Annotated in this window: 14 protein-coding genes; 4 read left to right on the top strand and 10 right to left on the bottom strand. The window is 64.9% G+C overall.

The annotated features are described in order from the left end of the window. Nucleotides 1-71 precede the first annotated feature (71 nt). The 4 genes from phoB (at nucleotide 72) to DOM36_RS06190 (ending at nucleotide 4874) form a co-directional block, all read left to right on the top strand. The gene (gene phoB / locus DOM36_RS06205) at nucleotides 72-761 is read left to right on the top strand and encodes a phosphate regulon transcriptional regulator PhoB (RefSeq protein WP_075571309.1); all 690 of its coding nucleotides are present in this window, start codon (nucleotides 72-74) and stop codon (nucleotides 759-761) included. An 8-nt stretch (nucleotides 762-769) separates the two neighbouring features. Then, on the top strand, nucleotides 770-2119 hold the full coding sequence (phoR, locus tag DOM36_RS06200) for a phosphate regulon sensor histidine kinase PhoR (RefSeq protein WP_110641993.1): 1350 nt from the start codon (nucleotides 770-772) through the stop codon (nucleotides 2117-2119). Nucleotides 2120-2247: 128 nt separating this feature from the next. After that, nucleotides 2248-3933, top strand: coding sequence for a methyl-accepting chemotaxis protein (locus DOM36_RS20565; RefSeq protein WP_280952793.1), 1686 nt, complete (start codon nucleotides 2248-2250; stop codon nucleotides 3931-3933). An 89-nt stretch (nucleotides 3934-4022) separates the two neighbouring features. Beyond that, the gene (locus tag DOM36_RS06190; protein ID WP_198651222.1) at nucleotides 4023-4874 is read left to right on the top strand and encodes a M23 family metallopeptidase; all 852 of its coding nucleotides are present in this window, start codon (nucleotides 4023-4025) and stop codon (nucleotides 4872-4874) included. A 189-nt stretch (nucleotides 4875-5063) separates the two neighbouring features. Here the strand turns inward: DOM36_RS06190 and DOM36_RS06185 are convergent, their stop codons facing one another. From DOM36_RS06185 to hexR, 10 genes are all read right to left on the bottom strand, one after another. After that, entirely contained in the window at nucleotides 5064-6113 is a 1050-nt protein-coding gene (locus tag DOM36_RS06185; protein ID WP_110641991.1) for a siderophore-interacting protein, read from the bottom strand. Between the two features lie 183 nt (nucleotides 6114-6296). Then, on the bottom strand, nucleotides 6297-6908 hold the full coding sequence (locus tag DOM36_RS06180; RefSeq protein ID WP_075571313.1) for a superoxide dismutase: 612 nt from the start codon (nucleotides 6906-6908) through the stop codon (nucleotides 6297-6299). 308 nt (nucleotides 6909-7216) lie between these two features. Further along, a complete protein-coding gene (gene cysZ, locus DOM36_RS06175) occupies nucleotides 7217-7945 on the bottom strand; it encodes a sulfate transporter CysZ (RefSeq protein WP_075571314.1) in 729 nt (242 codons plus the stop codon). A 111-nt stretch (nucleotides 7946-8056) separates the two neighbouring features. Next, the gene (gene phoU, locus DOM36_RS06170; RefSeq protein ID WP_075571315.1) at nucleotides 8057-8782 is read right to left on the bottom strand and encodes a phosphate signaling complex protein PhoU; all 726 of its coding nucleotides are present in this window, start codon (nucleotides 8780-8782) and stop codon (nucleotides 8057-8059) included. 148 nt (nucleotides 8783-8930) lie between these two features. Next, a complete protein-coding gene (gene uvrD, locus DOM36_RS06165; RefSeq protein ID WP_110641989.1) occupies nucleotides 8931-11171 on the bottom strand; it encodes a DNA helicase II in 2241 nt (746 codons plus the stop codon). 120 nt (nucleotides 11172-11291) lie between these two features. Further along, nucleotides 11292-11939, bottom strand: a complete 648-nt coding sequence (locus tag DOM36_RS06160) for a DUF1043 family protein (protein ID WP_075571317.1) — start codon at nucleotides 11937-11939, stop codon at nucleotides 11292-11294. A gap of 188 nt (nucleotides 11940-12127) precedes the next feature. Beyond that, on the bottom strand, nucleotides 12128-15409 hold the full coding sequence (locus DOM36_RS06155; RefSeq protein WP_157958575.1) for an error-prone DNA polymerase: 3282 nt from the start codon (nucleotides 15407-15409) through the stop codon (nucleotides 12128-12130). Then, entirely contained in the window at nucleotides 15406-16971 is a 1566-nt protein-coding gene (locus tag DOM36_RS06150) for a DNA polymerase Y family protein (RefSeq protein WP_157958574.1), read from the bottom strand. The genes DOM36_RS06155 and DOM36_RS06150 overlap by 4 nt, the downstream gene beginning before the upstream one ends. Further along, nucleotides 16925-17623 carry a translesion DNA synthesis-associated protein ImuA gene (imuA, locus tag DOM36_RS06145; RefSeq protein WP_198651221.1) on the bottom strand — a complete coding sequence of 233 codons (699 nt, stop codon included), beginning with the start codon at nucleotides 17621-17623 and terminating at the stop codon, nucleotides 16925-16927. Before imuA ends, DOM36_RS06150 begins: the two co-directional genes overlap by 47 nt. A gap of 220 nt (nucleotides 17624-17843) precedes the next feature. After that, complete coding sequence (gene hexR / locus DOM36_RS06140; protein WP_075571320.1) at nucleotides 17844-18701, bottom strand: transcriptional regulator HexR; 858 nt, start codon at nucleotides 18699-18701, stop codon at nucleotides 17844-17846. Nucleotides 18702-18856: the final 155 nt, after the last annotated feature.

Genomic DNA, 18856 nt, shown 5'->3' with positions numbered 1-18856 from the left:
CCGGAAGCGATCCCGATGCACCACTGGCGTCACGCGGGAAAGCCTGCCGGCGGCTCACCCGAGGCATGTGCATGAGCTCCAAGACCGTACTCATCGTTGACGACGAAGCACCCATCCGCGAAATGATCGCCGTGGCCCTGGAGATGGCCGACTATCGCGTGCTGGAGGCGGACAACGCCCAGACCGGCCACGCCATGGCGCTCGACCAGAAGCCCGACCTGATCCTGCTCGACTGGATGATGCCCGGTACCAGCGGCATCGAACTGGCGCGCCGCCTGAAGCGCGAGGAAGCCACCGCCGAGATGCCGATCATCCTGCTCACCGCCAAGGGCGAGGAGGACAACAAGGTCCAGGGGCTGGAAGCTGGCGCCGACGACTACATCACCAAGCCGTTCTCCCCCCGCGAACTGGTGGCCCGGCTCAAGGCAGTGCTGCGCCGCGCCACGCCGCCGGGCATCGAGGAAGCCGTCGAAGTCGACGGGCTGCGGCTCGATCCCTCCAGTCACCGCGTCACCTCCCACGGCGGCGCGCTGGAGATCGGCCCTACCGAATATCGCCTGTTGCAGTTCTTCATGACCCACCAGGAGCGTGCCTACACCCGCAGTCAGTTGCTGGATCAGGTCTGGGGCGGCAATGTGTACGTGGAAGAGCGCACTGTCGATGTGCACATTCGCCGCTTGCGCAAGTCGCTCGGCGAAGCGCATCAGCACCTGGTCCAGACCGTGCGCGGCACCGGTTACCGCTTTTCGATCAGGGAGTAAGTCCGGACGTGCGCTACTGGATCAACGAACTGTGGCGTCTCGGCTACATGCTGTTCGGGCTCGGCGCGCTGGGCCTGCTGCTCGGCAAACTGGGCGGCAATCTGCTTGCCGGGCTGGGATGGGGGCTGGCCGCGGGGCTCGGGCTCTACGTCTTTCTGCACCTGCGCCACGTACGTCTGCTCTACGTCTGGCTGCTGAAGAATCCGCGCGAAGCGCCGCCGCCCGGCACCGGCGTGTGGGGGGATCTGTTCGACCGGCTGTACAGCTACCAGAAGGCCCAGACCCAACTGCAGCAGCGCCTGCGCGATATCCTGCGTCGCATCCAGGATTCCTGCGAGGCGATGCGCGACAGCGTGGTGATGCTCGACCCCAACGGCGACCTCGAGTGGTGGAACAGCGCCGCCTGCGACATGCTGGGCCTGCAGCCCGACCACGATCGCGGCCAGCCGATCACCAACTTTCTGCGCGACCCCCGCTTCATCGACTATTTCGAAGCCGGCGATTACCGCGAGCCGCTGCTGATCCCCTCGCCGCTGCAAGGCAATCGCACGCTGCAGTTCCATCTCACCCTGTTCGGCGACAACGAACGTCTGCTGATGGCCCGCGATGTCTCCCGTCTGCATCAGTTGGAGATGATGCGCCGTGACTTCGTCGCCAATGTCTCCCATGAATTGCGCACGCCGCTGACAGTGCTGGCGGGTTATCTGGAGACCTATTCGGATCATGCCGACCAGTTGCCCGAGCGCTGGCAGCGAGGGTTCGGTCAGATGCAGGCACAGACCACGCGCATGCAGAATCTGGTCGAGGATCTGCTGCTGCTGTCGCGCCTGGAGATCGATAGCCCCAACGATGACCGCGATACCATCGATGTCCCCTCGCTTCTCGACGGGATTGCTGCCGATGCCCGCGATCTCAGCGCCGGTCGCCACCAGCTGTCGGTAGAAATCGAGGAATCGGGACGTCTGCTCGCCAACACCAAGGAGATTCGCAGCGCGGTCTCCAATCTGGCATTCAATGCGGTCCGCTATACGCCGGAGGGCAGTACCATCACCCTGCGCTGGCGGCCCTGGCACGACGGCGCTGCCATCGAAGTCGAGGATGACGGTGACGGTTTCGACCCCATTCATATCCCCCGGCTGACCGAGCGCTTCTATCGCGTCGACAAGGGCCGCAGCGCCGCCACCGGCGGTACTGGCCTGGGACTGGCCATCGTCAAGCACGTGTTGCTGCGCCACGATGCCCAGCTGGAGATCGTCAGCCGGCCGGGCCTCGGCGCGCGCTTCCGTTGCGTCTTCCCCGCACCGCGTCTGGCGCCCAGCGCCGGCTCAGCCTCACTCGCTTCCGACATCTCGCCCTGACGCCATTCCCGCTTTTTTCAATAACTTCCTCTCAATCTTCAGCATCGGCGGCCGATAGTGCCAGCAGTTCATATCCATTTAATTGTTTATATGAATTGCGCTTATCGCGACCACTAGGATGCTTCACGATGACGATGCGACAAAAACTCTGGATCACGGTTGGCCTGATGTGGCTGGGAATGTTGATTCTGGTGGGCTGGATGGCCCTGGAGAAGCGCGAGACGCTGATGGCCGAACGCGTGAGCAGCCTCAAGAGCTTCGTGGGTAGCGCCCACACCCTGGTCGAGCGCTACGTCGAACGCGCCGCCAACGGCGAATTCTCTACCGAAGCTGCCCAGAACTTCGCACGCAAGAATCTATCGGCGCTGGACCTCGACGGCAGCTATGTCTATGCCTTCGACAGCAACATTCATCTGGTCTATCACCCCAAACGCGAGATCGGCACCGACATGAGCGGGTTCCGCGATGACAACGGGGTCTATTTCTATCGTGAACTCAAGGCGCTGGCGGACTCGCCCGACGATGGCACGCTGGAATACACCTCGACCAATGCCGATGGCGAAGATGTGTCCCGTCTCAACTACGTGCGCTACGTGCCCGAGTGGGACTGGTACCTGGCTGCCAACGTCTACATCAGCGACATCCAGCAGGCGTTCTGGGCCGGCGTGCTCAAGATGAGCCTCATCGCCGGCGTGATCGGTGCGATCATCACGCTGATCATGGGCTGGATCATCCGCAGCGTGCTGGGCGATCTGGGCGGCGATCCGCGGCAGGCCCGCGATGCGGTCAAGGGCATGGCCGAAGGCGATCTCACCACCTCGCTGAGCATCCGAACGGGCGACCAGCGCAGTCTGCTCGCCGCCATCGAAGGCATGCGCACCCACCTGGCCGAATCGATGGGCAACATTCGCCACGCCTCGACCACCATTACCGTCGGTGTCGGCCAGATTCACAACGGTAACCAGGATCTGGCAGCGCGAACCGAGCAGCAGGCGGCCTCCATCGGCGAGACCGCCTCCAGCATGGAGGAACTGACCCAGACCGTGCGCCAGAATGCCGACAATGCCCGCCAGGCCAGCGGTCTGGCTGGCGAGGCCCGTACCACCGCCACCGAAGGCGGCGAGATGATGGATCAGGTCGTCTCGACCATGCAGGGCATCACCGACAGCTCGCGTCAGGTCACCGAGATCGTCGGCGTGATCGACTCGATCGCTTTCCAGACCAATATCCTGGCGCTCAATGCCTCCGTCGAAGCGGCCCGGGCCGGCGAGCAGGGGCGGGGTTTCGCGGTGGTCGCCAACGAAGTGCGCACGCTGGCCAGCCGCAGCGCCGATGCCTCCCGCGAGATTCGCGGGCTGATCGATGCCTCCAATCGCAAGATCGATGCCGGTTCCGAGATCGTGGCGACGGCCGGCGATACCATTCGCCGCGTGGTCGAAGCCGTGTCGCGCATGACCGATCTGATCGAGGAGATCTCGGTCGCTTCCGGCGAGCAGTCCAACGGGATCGATCAGGTCAACGAGGCGGTGGTACAGATGGATCAGGTGACCCAGCAGAACGCCTCGCTGGTACAGCAGGCTTCCGCCGCCGCCTCGACGCTCAACGCCCAGGTCGCGACGCTGGAACAGGCCTTGGCCGGCTTCAAGATCGCCAGCGTCGACTACGACAACCTGGTGGCGCGATACCGCTCGCCGACCCCGGCGGCCACGCCACGGCAGCTGCCGTCGGCTTCGTCGCCAAGCCCCGTGTCGCCAAGCCCCGTGTCGACAGCGCGCTCGACGTCGGACGATAACGACGACTGGGAATCGTTCTAGGAGAATCTCCGAGCCCATCGCGGCGCGAGATGATCCGCTCGGCACATCGGGTTATGGTGGCGGCATCTCGCGATACGGAGTGCCCACAGGTGGCGACCATCCCAATCTCTCTTTCGTGGCGCCGACTCGTCGGCGCCATCGTCTTCATGCTGCTGCTGGCGGGCGTCATGACCGAGGCGCGCGGCGAGGCGATTCCGATCACCTTTCCCGACAGCGTCCAGCAGGGCTCGATGGTGATCGGTCGCGTGCCGCCGGGCAGCCGGGTTCAGGTAGCCGGGCATGCGCTGCGTGTCACCGGTTATGGCACCGTGGTGTTCGGCGTCGGGCGCGATGCCAGCGGCGCCGAGACCGTCGATATCACGACACCCGACGGGCGCAGTCGCCAGATATCGGTTGCGATCACGCCTCGGGACTGGCCGATCGAGCGCATCGACGGCGTGCCGCCCAAGACGGTCTCGCCGCCACCGGAGATCGCCCAGCGCATTCGGCGCGAGCAGGCCGCCGTCAGCGCCGAGCGCGCGCGCAACGACGATCGGGTGGGTTTCGCCCAGACCTTCCTACGGCCGGTCGAGGGCCGCATCAGCGGACGCTTCGGCAACCAGCGAATCTACAACGGCACGCCGGGTTCGGCGCACTCGGGGATGGACATCGCCGCCGCCGAGGGCACGCCGGTCAAGGCCCCGGCCAGCGGCGTGATCACCTTTGCCGATGACCTCTATCTGACCGGCGGCACGATACTGCTCGACCACGGCTACGGCGTCAGCTCCAACTTTCTTCACCTCTCGCGGATCGACGTCGATGTCGGCGACAGCGTCGAGCAAGGAGACGTGATCGGTTTGGTGGGATCGACCGGACGCGCCACCGGGCCCCACCTGCACTGGGGCATGAACTGGTTCGATACCCGCATCGACCCGCTGCTCGTACTCGACAGGGCACAATGAGCTGAGCTTCGTCTGAACAATCGGTGAGCGATGGTCAGACCGGGGCGCGTAGCCAAGGCAAAAATTGGCGAAAACGGACCGTGCTGGCGCACCAGTTTACGTGGGTGTAAATGAGCACTTTGACCGGGCTGGCGTTCGAGCCGATTTTTAACGCCGCATGGGCGAGCGCAGGCATTTTTCAGCCGACGCTCAACGTTTCCAGTAGCCCGTCACCAGATGCTGCCCCTTCTGCAGCCCGAACTCCTGCTTGAGACGCTTGCGCAGGCGCTGACTGACGTCCGCTTCGCCGGCGAACCAGACGAACAGGTCGTCTCGAACCGCCGGCATCGCCTCGACCACTGCAGAGGCGAGCTGCTCGCTGGGCGCATGGCCGCGACAGCGGTGACGCCAGCTGACGCGGCAGTGATCCGAAATCGGCAGCTCCACCTCATCCACCGGCGATTCGACCTCCAGCCACGCTTCGACACGGGCGTGGGCCGGCAGCGTCTCCAGTAGCCGCGCAATGGCGGGAATGGCGGTTTCGTCCCCCGCCAGCAGGTAATGCGACGCATCGGCGACGCCACGACCGTACGGACCGGCCATGCCGCAGACATCGCCCGGCCTGGCGCGACGCGCGAAATCTCCGCCGGGCCCCGGCGCGTCATGGAGCAGAAAGTCGATCTCGATCTCGCCGCTGGCGACATCCAGGCGGCGAATGGTGTAGTAGCGAATCTCGGCCCGCTGATCCTCCGGCGGCCACTGGGTGCCGCCTTCCGCGGTCGGCCGCGGCCACTGGGGACGATCGATGCCCTCAGGTGGAAAATGCAGGCGTACGTGCCACTCTTCCGGATGATCGAAGCGTGCCAGGTTTTCGCCGGCCAGCGTCAGTCGGCGGATGCTGGGGCTAAGGTCCTCGATTCGCGCCACTCGCATCTCGCGGAAGTTGGCGAAAGTGGGCGCGGCAACGACGTCACCGTGCCAGTGCAGCGGCAGCGCATTCTCGCCGGCAAACTGCGACACGTAGTATTCGATGATCCCGCGCAGCGTCTCCAGGCCGTCCCGCGCCTCGGCACGGGCTTCCATGTGCAGACCCACGCGAATGTTGGCGAAATGCGCTTCGCCCCCCGGTAGCTCGATGACCGTTCGCGTGTCATCACCCTGATAGAGCACATCGTACTCATCCAGAAACGCTCTCAGGCGCAATTGAAAATTATTTACATCAGTGAGCGTCAGTGTGGCGTCGCAGCGAAGTGCAGTCATGATGTCGGATCGTCTGGCGGAGTGGGAACGAGAGTCGGGCAACGAGCCGGCAGGAAGCCGACGGCCTCAGCCTATCAGAAAAGGCGTGATGGTGGGAATCAGCGCAGGATGCCCCCGCTCCGGGGCTATAACCGGGACGGGGGCATCTCGAAATCGCTCAAGCCTGTGGCGACGATTCGCCGATCAGGCGGCCGCTTCGGCATAGCGACGATTGACTTCGTCCCAGTTGACGACGTCGAAGAACGCAGCGATGTAGTCCGGACGCTTGTTCTGATACTTCAGGTAGTAAGCGTGCTCCCAGACGTCCAGGCCCAGAATCGGGGTCAGGCCTTCCATCAGCGGGCTGTCCTGATTCAAGGTATTGATGACCTTGAGCTTCTTCTCCGGGGTGACCACCAGCCACGCCCAGCCACTACCGAAACGCCCGGTAGCCGCTTTCTTGAACTCTTCCTTGAAGGCCTCGAAACCGCCCAGCTCGCTTTCGATGGCTTCGCCCACCTTGCCGGTCGGCTCGCCACCGCCATCCTTGGACATCACGGTCCAGAACAGGGAGTGGTTGGCATGCCCGCCACCGTTGTTGATAACGGCTTGGCGCTTGTCCTGCGGCACCTTGTCGATATCGGCCATCAGCTTGTCGACCGGCACGTCCTCGAGGCCCGTACCTTCCAGCGCGGCGTTGAGGTTGTTGATATAGGTCTGATGGTGACGGGTGTGATGAATCTCCATCGTCATTGCATCGATCTTGGGTTCCAGCGCGTCATATGCATAAGGTAGCGACGGTAGGCTATGAGCCATGATCAAAACTCCCATTCATGAGGAGGCATTGCCCGGCGTGGGCGCCTCTCGGGTCAATCAAAATAGTGAGCAACGCGTCTCGGTGTCAAGCAGGCCCGAAGGCTGTCACGCGTTGCGCATTCAGAGCAGTACCCTGATTTTAAAGCCTATTTCCAAAGATTTTTCGAAGCGCTGAACCACTGTCCTCAGCGCTTCGGCAAATCTCCAGCTCGTTTCTGATAGATGGCGTGCCCGGCGACGGCTTTCAACCCCGTTCGGCATTTTTCTTGCCGAATGGAACACCCGGAACGCGGTCAGGCGGCCAGGCTTCAGCGAATGGCCGGCACCATCGGCCGGTAGTAGCGATCCCACAACAGCACGCCACCGGCAACGCCGCCGGGCAAGAGAATCAGGTTGAGTACCGGCACCCAGGTCGCCACCGACATGCAGGCGCCATAGGTCAGCGTCGGCCACCAGCGCGCGCGCAGGCGACGGCGCATGTCGGTGAAGCCGACCTGATTGTTGTCCATCGGGTAATCGAGATACTGCACGGCCATCATCCAGGCCGAGAACGCCGCCCACAGAAACGGCGTGATCAGATTCAGGCCCGGCACGAAGCCCAGCAGGAACAGTGCCGCCATGCGCGGCAGAATGTAGCCCAGCTTGACCAGTTCACGCCCCAGCGCATCGACACCGGATTTGACCAGGCCGCGCTCGTCGCTCGGTGGCCGCCCGGTGACGCGGGTTTCCACTTTCTCGGCCAGGAACCCGTAGAACGGCGCGGCGATCAGATTGGAGACCAGCGTGAAGGTGAAGAACACGATCAGGGCCAGCGCCGCCACCAGCAGCGGCCAGATCAGCCACTCCAGCCAGGTGAGCCACTCCGGCACCTGGCGCATGCCGTAATCCAGCCAGCCGCCGAAATTCTCGAACAGATAGAAAAGGGTGCCACCGTAAAGCAGCACGTTGACCACGATGGGGCCAATCACGTAGCGGCGCAGGCCGGGTTCGAAAACCAGACGCGTGCCTTCGATAATCGCTTTCAGGGGATAGATCATGCCGAATCCGTCGACCAGACAGTATGTTGCGTGATCGACACGCTAACACAGTCCCGCCGATGAGGCGTCAATGCAGCGACAGCCAGTGCCGCCCCTGGTACCGGTTCGGCGCTAGCGGCCGCGCAGGGCTTCCGCGTCGAGCTCTTTCTTCGAGATATGGCGAATATCGTGGCCCTTGACCAGATAGATGACATGCTCGGCGAGGTTGTCGGCGTGATCGCCGATACGCTCCAGCGCGCGCAGTACCGTCATCACGCTCAGCACGCCGCCGATGGAGCGTGAATCTTCCATCATGAAGGTCGCCAGCGAACGCATGGCGGTGGTGTATTCGCTATCCACCGAGGCATCTTCCTGAACCACTTTCAGCGCCAGTTCGGTATCGAAACGGGCGAAGGCGGTCAACGCATCGCGCAGCATATGGCCGACGTGCTCGCTGATATGACGGATCTCGATGCTGCCCTGGGGAATCCGTCCGGCCTCGATCAGGTCGATCGCATTGCGCGCGATCTTGTTGGCTTCATCACCCATGCGTTCGAGATCGTTGGTGGCCCGGATGACCGCAATGACCAGGCGCAAGTCGGAGGCAGCCGGCTGGCGCCGGGCCAGAATCCGCACGCACTCCTCATCGATCTTGAGCTGCATGTCGTTGACGCTGCTGTCGTTGTCGCGCACCCGTATCGCCAGTTGGCTATCGCCATCCAGCAATGCCGTCAGGGCTTCCTGAAGCTGTTTCTCGACCAGTCCGCCCATCGCCATCAGTTGGGTCTTGATGGCTTCCAGGTCCTGATTGAACTGCTGCGAGATGTGCTGACTGTGGGTATCGCTGGTGATATCCATGCGTGGCTCCAAATGAGAGGCGCGACGAAAAACAGGGGGACGCGACGAACGTTTTACGACCTATCTCGCCATTCTGGCACAACAGTATTGCAAACAGATGACGACGTCGGCATTGGGCTGACCCGGCAGCGGCGTGACCCGCGCCTGGTCACAGCGGCGTGAGCTTGGCGAAGCCCAGCACCAGCCACTTGTCACCCTCGCCTTCGAAGCTGACGTGAACCCGGGCGCGCGCGCCTTCGCCCTCGGCATCGAGGATCACGCCCTCGCCGAACAGCGGATGGCTGACCCGCTGACCGAGCGATAGCGATGGCAGATCGTCGCCGCCTTCGATGCCCTGCTGGCGTGCCGGCCCCACGTTCGGCCGCGACGTCACCGGTCGCGATATCTGGCCGCGCAGGCGCACTTCCTCGAGCAGCTCCTCGGGCACCTCGCGCAGAAAGCGCGACGGTCGCGCCATCGTTTCGCGACCGTGCAGACGGCGAATCTCGGCGTAGGTCAGATAGAGCTTGCGCATGGCGCGGGTCATGCCGACATAGCAGAGCCGGCGCTCCTCCTCGAGGCGCCCCGGCTCCTCCAGCGACATCTTGTGCGGGAACAGACCCTCCTCGATGCCGGCCACGAACACCACCGGGAATTCCAGCCCCTTGGCCGAGTGCAGCGTCATCATCTGGACGCAGTCCTCGAACTCGTCGGCCTCGTGGTCGCCCGCGTTGAGCGCCGCCTCGGCCAGGAACGGTTCCAGCGCCGCGGCACCTTCGCCGACCTCCTGCAGATCGATCGGGTTGGCCTGCGCATTCTGCGAGAACGCCCGCGCCGCGTTGACCAGTTCCTCCAGGTTCTCGACCCGCGCCTGACCTTTCTCGCCCTTCTCGCTGCGATGATGTTCGATCAGACCGGAAATCTGGATGGCATGGTCGATGATCTCGTACAGCGCCATGCCGGCGGTGTCGTTATCGAGCCGTTCGATCAGCTCGGCGAAGGCGTTGACCGCATTGCCCGCGCGACCCTTCAGCGTACCGTCGCTCAGGCTGTCGTGCAGCGCCTGCCACAGCGACACGTTGGTATCGCGGGCGCGGCCACGCAGGATCTCCACCGTACGCGTGCCGATGCCTCGCGCAGGCACGTTGATCACCCGCTCCAGCGAGGCGTCGTCCTCGCGGTTGAGCAGCAGCCGCAGATAGGCCAGCGCGTTCTTGATCTCGAGGCGCTCGTAGAAGCGCTGGCCGCCATAGATGCGATACGGCACGCCGCTGCGAATCAGTGCTTCCTCGATCACCCGCGACTGCGCGTTGGAGCGGTAGAGAATCGCCATCTCGCGGCGGGAAAAGCCGTTCCGCGACTGCTCGCCGATGGTATCGACGATGAAGCGCGCCTCGTCGAGATCGTTGAAACCGGCGTAGACCGAGATCTTTTCGCCGGTCTCGCCATCGGTCCACAGCTCCTTGCCCATGCGCCCGCTGTTCTGACTGATCAGCGCATTGGCGGCATCCAGAATCACGCTGGTGGAGCGATAGTTCTGCTCCAGGCGGACCGTCCGGGTATTGGCGAATTCGCTCTCGAAGCGGCGAATGTTCTCGACCTTGGCCCCGCGCCAGCCGTAGATCGACTGATCGTCGTCGCCGACCACGATCATGCAGGCACGATCGTCATCGCTCCCTCCATTGCCATCGGCGCCCGCCAGCAGCTTGAGCCAGGCGTACTGGAGGGTATTGGTGTCCTGGAATTCGTCGACCAGGATGTGCCCGAAGCGCTCGCGATAGTGCTTGAGCAGCGCTGGCGTATCCCGCAGCAGTTCCAGGCTGCGCAGCAGCAGCTCGCCGAAGTCGACCAGCCCGCCGCGCTCGCAGGTCAGCTGATAGAGCTCGTAGAGCTCGACCATCTTGGCCATGTACGGGTCGCCATGGGTCGCCACCTGCTGCGGACGCAGCCCCTCTTCCTTGCAGCCACCGATGAAATACTGCACCTGCTTGGGCGGATAGCGCTCGTCGTCGACGTTGTGGTCCCGCAGCAGACGCTTGACCAGCCGCAGCTGATCGTCGCTGTCGATGATCTGGAAATGCTGGGGCAGCCGCGCGTCGTGCCAGTGCGTGCGCAGCAGGCGGTGGGCGATGGAGTGAAAGGTGCCGACCCACATGTTGCGAAGCGTCGCGCCCTGCAGCGCCTCGAGACGCGTCCGCATCTCGCGGGCGGCCTTGTTGGTGAAGGTCACCGCCAGAATGGCGTAGGGGGAAACGCCTTCGGCCTGCAACAGCCAGGCGATGCGGTGCACCAGTACCCGGGTCTTGCCCGAGCCGGCACCGGCCAGCACCAGCATATTGCCGGGCGGCGCGGCGACGGCCTCGCGCTGATTGGCATTGAGGGAGTCGATTAGTGCCGAGACATCATCCATTGGAAACCGTGCGGGGCCTGCTGCTGGAAATAGAGAAGAGCGCGCCAGCTTAACATAGCCGGCCCGCTCCACCTGACATGACGCCTGTTGGCAACTGCCGCCGCTGACTGGCGTGGGCGATCAGCGCTTCTGCGCCGTGGCGGCATCCTCGGCGGCAGCGCGGATCGCGGCATCCTGCGGACGAGCGCTCGACGAGCCGGATGCATTACCACCGGCCGTCCCGGCCGATGCCTTGCCGGCCGACGAAGAGGCGGCGGCTGGCGATGCGGAAGACGAGGCAGAAGATTTCGCTGCCGTACCGGACGCCGTGGGCGCCGTCGCCGAGGGCGTCTTCACCGGACCCGTTGCCCGGGAAGCCGATGCGGGAGAAGCGGTAGAGGTGGCCGCTGTCGCTGTCTTGCGGTTTTCGTCGGCAGGCGATGCCTCGTTCTCCTCGCCATCGGCCCGCAGATCCTGAGTGATCGCTTCGGGCTTGGGCGGCGGCTCGATCACCGTCTCGTGGTGCATGTCGGCCAGTTTCTCGGCGCCCCTGGCGACATGGTGATACATCTCGCGATAGTCCTCGACCATCCGCGTCATGGTCGCGGAAACCTGCTCGAAGTGCTCGCGAACGTCTTCCTTGTAGACCTTGTGCTCGCGATTGAGCTCACGCATCGGTTCGGTATTGTGGCCGCCCATCTTGGTGCCCAGCCAGTAGCCGACCAGCACCCCTATGGCCCCCACGGCCACCGCGATGGCAATCCAGGGCCCTACGCCAATGCTCTCCATAAATCAGCCGCCTCTTGAGTGATTGAAAGAAAAATCGTCGCTACGTCGCTACGCCGGCGTAAGCATGACAGTGAAGACCGGTCGCGTAGCGGATTGGTTCATTACCTAAGCATAGTTGGAAACCCGATTGCCAGTCCGGGCCCGGCCCTGTGGTTTCGGTACGGCCTCGATACGGTCTCGCCATGGCCTCAATGGAAATCGCGACTCCGCGTGCTCAGCCCCTCCAGCAGACCGGTGAGATCGGTCAGACGCCTGGCAATGACATGGCGCACGCCCGCCTGGGACTCCAGCTTGCCGATCACCCGCAGCAGTCGGGATTCGAGCAGTATCCGGCGATAACGCACGGCAAGATGCGGCCAGACCACGACATTGACCATGCCGAATTCGTCCTCGAGGGTAAGAAAAGTCACCCCCTTGGCGGAACCGGGGCGCTGGCGCCCGATCACCAGGCCGGCGATCGCCACGCCGATATCGCTCGGTAGCTCGGCGAGGCGTTTCGAATCCACCACGCCGCCCAGACCGCGAGTGCCCTCCGCCCGGCAGCGCTGGCGCAGCAGCGACATCGGATGCGGCCCCAGCGTGGTGCCGAGTGTGGCGTAGTCCGCCTTGATCGCCTCCCCGACTTCGAGGGTCGGCAGCGCGAACGTCTCCTCTTCGGTCTCGACCTCGGAAAACAGCGGTAGCGAGGTCTCGATCCCGGCCGCGGCCCATCGCGCCTGATGGCGATCCCCGGCCAACCCCTCCAGCGCTCCGGCATCGGCGAGCCGTGAGAGCACCGCCCGCTTGACGCCGGCTCTCGCCGCCAGGCGTTCGACGCTATCGCAATCAGGCGTATCGCGAGCGGCCAGCAGCCGCTCGCCGTCGCTCTCGGCCAGGCCCTTGATCATGTGCAGGCCGAGCCGGATCGCCATCCCGCCGGTGCTGTCAGGGGCAACCTCCAGCGTGCTCTCCCACCGGCTCTGGCGAATGTCGACCGGGCGAATTTCGACGCCGTGGCGGCGGGCATCCTGCAGCACCTGATCCGGCGAATAGAAGCCCATCGGCCAGCTGTTGATCAGGGCGCAGGCGAAGATCGCCTGCTCGTGGCATTTGAGCCAGCAGCTGGCGTAGGTGAGCAGGGCAAAACTGGCGGCGTGGGATTCGGGAAAGCCGTAGCTGCCGAAGCCCTTGATCTGTTCGAAGATGCGCTCGGCGAAGCTCAGTTCGTAGCCGCGCTCGAGCATCCCCTCGACGATGCGTTTGCGATGAGGCTCGAGCCCGCCGTGACGCTTCCACGCCGCCATCGAACGCCGCAGCTGGTCGGCTTCGCCGGGGCTGTAGCCGGCCGCCTCCACCGCCAGCGCCATCACCTGCTCCTGAAACAGCGGTACGCCCAGGGTACGCTCGAACACCGCTTTTACCGCCTCGGAAGGATAGGTCACGGGTTCCTCGCCGTTACGGCGCTTGAGGTAAGGGTGAACCATGTCGCCCTGAATCGGCCCCGGGCGCACGATCGCCACCTCGATCACCAGATCGTAGAACGTGGCCGGCTTGAGCCGTGGCAGCATCGCCATCTGCGCGCGGGATTCGATCTGGAACACGCCGACGGTGTCGGCACGCTGGATCATGGCGTAGGTTTCGGGGTCCTCGGGTGGCAGATCCGCCAGGCCGTAGTCGCGGCCGCGATGCTGTCTGAGCAGGTCGAAGCTGCGCCGCAGTACCGTCAGCATGCCCAGCGACAGCACGTCGACCTTGAGCAGGCCGACCAGATCGAGATCGTCCTTGTCCCACTGGATGACGGTACGCTCGGGCATGGCAGCGTTCTCCACCGGTACCAGCGTCTGCAGCGGCGCATCCGAAATCACGAATCCGCCCGGATGCTGAGAGAGATGGCGCGGAAAGCCGACCAGCGTGGCGGCCAGTGCCAGCAGACGCTTGAGCATCGGCTCCTGCGGCTCGAAACCCTGCTCCTCGAGGCGTGCCGCATCGGGGATCACATCGGTCCAGCGTCCGGCACAGCGGGCCAGTTGATCGATGCGCTCCGGCGCGAAGCCCAGTGCCCGGCCGATATCGCGAATCGCCCCGGCGGCATGGTAGTGACTGACCACGGCGGTCAGCGCGGCGCGATGGCGCCCGTAGCGGCGAAAGACGTACTGGATCACCTCTTCGCGGCGCTCGTGTTCGAAATCGACATCGATATCCGGCGGCTCGTCGCGCTCGCGGGAGATGAATCGTTCGAACAGCAGCGCCGTTTCGGCCGGGTCGATGGAAGTGATGCCCAGCGCGAAGCAGACCGCCGAGTTGGCCGCCGAACCGCGCCCCTGGCACAGGATCTGCCGGCGGCGCGCGAACGCCACGATATCGTGAACGGTCAGAAAGTAGTGCTCGTAGCCAAGTTCCTCGACCAGCGCGAGTTCGTAGTCGATCTGCCGGGAAGCCTTCTCCGGTACACCCGCCGGCCAGCGACGAACGCAGCCCTCGAGCGTCAACTCGCGCAGCCACTCGGCCGGCGTCTTGCCGGCCGGCACCACCTCGTGGGGATAGGTGTAGCGGAGCGCGCCGAGATCGAAATCGCAGCGCGCCGCCAGCGCCGCGCTCGCGGCCATCAGTTCGGCGGGATAGATCGCGGACAGCGCGTCGCGGCTGCGCAGATGGCGCTCGCCGTTGGCGAACAGGGTGTCACCCGCCTCGAACACGCTTCGATGATGGCGAATCGCGGCGAGGCAATCCTGCAGCGCCCGCCGGCCGCGGGCGTGCATGTGAACGTCCCCCGTCGCCAGCGCCGGTATGCCCAGCGCGTCGGCCAGAGCCTGCAGCTGGGCCAGGCGCGCGGCGTTGTCGCAGCCATTCTCGAAGCCGTAGTGGAGCTCCACCGCCAACCACAGCCGATCGGGAAAGGCGCGTGCCAGCCGCTCGCCCACCTCATGATCACCCATCTCGCAATCCGCCACGGCGCCGGGGATCCACAGCGCGAACAGGCCCTCGCCGCCGTCGAGCTCGTCGAGGTCGGCTTCGAGCAGCCGATACTCGCCCTTGGGCGCGCGACCGCGTACGCGGGTGATCAAGCCGCAGAGCGCTTCGTAGCCACGCTGGTTCTCCACCAGCAGCACCAGCTTGATGCCGCATTCGGTGCGAAACTCGGCGCCGACGATCAGGTCGATGCCATGCGTCCGCGCAGCCTGCCAGCCACGCACGATCCCCGCCAGCGTGGCCTCGTCGGTGATCGCCAGCGCCCGATAGCCGAGCCGGGCGGCGCGCTCGAACAGCTCCTCCGCGGTGGAAGCCCCGCGCTGGAAGCTGAAGGCGGAGAGACAGTGCAGCTCGGCGTAGGGCTCTCTAAAGGCGCCCGAACCCGCGCCTGTCGACTCACGGGCGCCCGAAGCGGCAGCGTCGGGCCGCGATGAGGCGACAGCGTCGGGCCGCGATGAGGCGGCAGCGTCGGGCCGCGATGAGGCGGCAGCGTCGGGCCGCTGTAAAAATCCATCGTTCATCCGAACCACCCGTGCAGATACCATCCCTGCCGCCCTGGTTCGCACCAGACCCAGGCATGACGACCGTCGGCCCACTGGGCCAGATAGTAGTCGCGCCGGATGTCGCCGCCGTCCCACCAGCCGCTTTCGATCCGCTCCGGGCCCGCCAGCAGCTGCACCACGTCGTCATCGCAGCGCTGGGGCACGCTGGCCAGCCAGCCCGGGCGCGGCGCGCCGGCGCGGGCGTCTCGCGCCCGCGGGCCAGCGCCATGGAGCACCGCCATTTCCGGGCGGTGTTCGCGATACTCCACCAGCGGCTTGAGCACCGGCTCGCCCAATCGCGCCACCAGCCGCTGATGCAGCGTTGCCCAGGCCTGGGCCTGACGTGCCGGCCCCTCCAGCAGTTCCCGCCGGATCGGCGCATAGGCCGACAATCGAGGCGCGAAAAGCGTCAGGCGCATGACCGGGCCGGCGAGACGCACGCGCTCCAGCTGCGAACGGGTCAGCTCGAGCAGGGTGTCGGGATCTCGCTGCGCCGACACCAGGCCGATCTCGACGGGCTGGGCCGGGCCATCTTCCAGCTCGAACATCAGCCGGAACCGCTCGACGCCCGCATCCTGGCCCATCAGAAACACGCTCAGCTCCTGCAACAAGCGCTTGAGCGGAAAGGTGAGGCCCGTGATGGCATATACCGGTCGATCGAATTCGAAAGTGCGCGAAAACCGCGGCGTCGGGCGGTGGTAGTCGAGCGCCAGCGGCCACTCCCCGCGCAGTTCGCCCAGATGGCGCATCAGGCCGGCCCCGAAACGTCGGGCCAGCGCACTGCGGGGCAGGGCGAAAAGCTCGCCCAGACGCTGGAATCCGCTGCGTTTCAGGGTCTGCACAATGTCTCGATCGGCATCGATGCTCCCCAACCCGGCACGCTCGAGGCGTAGCGTCGCCAACGCCGACTCCAGCCCGCCCTCGTCCACCGCCAGGCCGTCGTGGGCATTGACCAGCACGCGTGCCGCCGCCGGATTGGGCGCGATCACCAGGCGGTGGGAAAAACCGAGCTCGGCGAGTTCCGCCCGCAGTCGCGCTTCCAGACGCGGCCACGGCCCCAGCAGGTCGAGACTGCTGGCGATCTCGAACACCAGCGCGTGGGGATAGTGAAGACTGACCTGAGCGCTGAAACCGTAGGCCCAGGTCGCCAGACGCCGCCGCCAGCGCTCCACCGACTCGGCGTCGAAGGGCGCCGTCTCGAGCCGCTGACTCGAACCGGATCGAGACCCCCTATCTGGCGCGGCGTTGGGCGCCTTGGAAAGCGGCGCGGCGTCGGGCGCCTTAAAAAGCGGCGCGTTAAACAGCGCCTCGGCGAAACCGCGCGCCTGGCCGGGTTTGACCCCCTGATCGCGGGCGGCACGATTGGCAGCGCGAATGCATTGACGCGGTGCCGGCCCGTCGATCAGCGCAAAGGGTGCCTCGGGATTGGCCCGGCGGCGCAGCGCGCCCTCCAGGGCCAGGCGCGGAAACAGCAGGCAGACCCAGCGCATGGGGTCACGCTCCGGCGCCGAAGGCGATTCGCCGCGCAGGGGCAAAGCCACCGCGACACTTGAGGATCTCCAGCTCGGCATGCCGGTGCAGTCGTATTCGCAGCGGCGCCGGCGAGGCTTCGGGCACTTTCGCCAGCGGCCGATGGACGAACGCCAGCGTATCGCCGCTCGCCGCCGCCACCTGCAGCCGGCGCATGAGACGGCTATCGGCCTGCGGCAGCCAGGCAACGACGACGGCACAGCAGCCGGCGCGCAGGCACTGCTCCGTCGCCCACAGCGCTTCGCGACCCTGCACGTCCAGCCAATGGCACTGTTCGAGCGCTACCCCCGCCTGCCGCCACGCCGCCGGATACGGCACGCCCGGTGGCGACACCAGTACTATCGGACGGCCTTCGCGGGTCATCCGCGAGAGTACCGGCCACAGCAAGGCCAGTTCCCCGTTACCGGCGCCCGTCGACAGCAGCTCACTGATCGCGGCCGGCGGCCAGCCGCCGCCCGGCAGGATCGCATCGAGCTGGGCATGTCCGCTGGCAACCGCTTCGCCACGATCGCTATCGACGCCAGCCTGAGCGCGCCAGACCTGGCGGCTGTCGAGCAGAGCCTTCAAGCCGTTCATCGCGGCTTCCTGGTGCAGGAAGGCAACGTACCGGAAGGCAAAGTACGGGCAGGCAAAGTACGGGAAGACAACGTGCAGGGGCGCCAAACCGGCAATCCGTGATGATGATAATCGTGACGAAGCGACATGGTGACGACCAGACGTGACGAATCGGAAGACTCAGTGTCGCCTAGAAAACCATTTACTGTCTATATATACAGTGTCAGGAAGCGCCAAAATCCTCGCCCGACAGCGGGCCATGCGAGCAAAGTCGAGGCTTGGCTCGCATGGCCGGTGGGGACAGAAAAATGATGGTGGAGCAGAAAAATCAGGAAACGTTGTTGGACACTCTCAGCGACCCCAGACTGCGCTTGATCGCCTTGAGCTGATCGGTGATCTGCGGGCCGCGATTCTTGGCCACGCCGACGGCCAGCACGTCGATGGTCAACAGATGAGCGATACGCGAGGTCATCGGAATGTAGACCTCGGTGTCCTCCTGTACGTCGACCGGCAATGGCAGAGTCACCTCGCGGGCCAGCGGCGAATCGCTGGGGCACAGGCCGATCACGGTAGCGCCGGCCTTGACCGCGGTCTTGGCGCTGGCGATCAGCGCCCGGGTACGGCCGGTCTGGGAGATCGCCACCACCACGTCACCCGCTTTCAACGTCGCGGCGGACATCGCCTGCAGGTGCGGATCGGAATAGGCCGAAGTGTGGATCTGGAGACGGAAGAACTTGTGCTGGGCGTCGGCGGCCACGATTCCCGAGGCTCCGTATCCGTAGAACTCTACCCGGTTGGCCACCGCCAGTGCGGCGATCGCCTTGCCCAGCGCCTCGTTGTCGAGGCAATCGCGGACTCGCTCGAGGGTTTCGATGGTGCCGTCGAAGATGCCGTGGGAGAACTCGGCCACGCTGTCGCCATCGTTCATGGTGAACTGGGCGTACTGGCTGCCCTTGGCCATCATCTGCGCCAGCTTGAGCTTGAACTCCTGGAAACCGGCCATGCCCATGGCGCGGCAGAAGCGCACCACCGTCGGCTCGCTGACCTGTGCCTCGCTGGCCAGATCGGTGATCCGCATCAGGATCACTTCTTCCGGGTTGCGCAGCACGAAGCGCGCCACCTTCTGCTCGGAGCGGCGCAGACGATCCATGTGCACACGCAATTCATCGAACAGTGAACGGCTCATGACTGGCCCTCGGGTGACGGCATCAGGCGGTCTCGTCTCTTCAGGTTTCCATAGGGAGATCGACGGCTAGTGTTTTCGACGTCTCCGTCTTTTCGGCACTGTCTTCTCGACACTGTTTTTTCAACACTGTCTTTTCAACACTTAGGTGCTGTCTG

The sequence above is a fragment of the Salinicola sp. CPA57 genome (assembly GCF_003206035.1).
Taxonomy (GTDB): Bacteria; Pseudomonadota; Gammaproteobacteria; order Pseudomonadales; family Halomonadaceae; genus Salinicola; species Salinicola socius.
The sequence above is the reverse complement of the archived record's forward strand: the minus strand, read 5'-3'. Positions and strand labels throughout refer to the sequence as shown.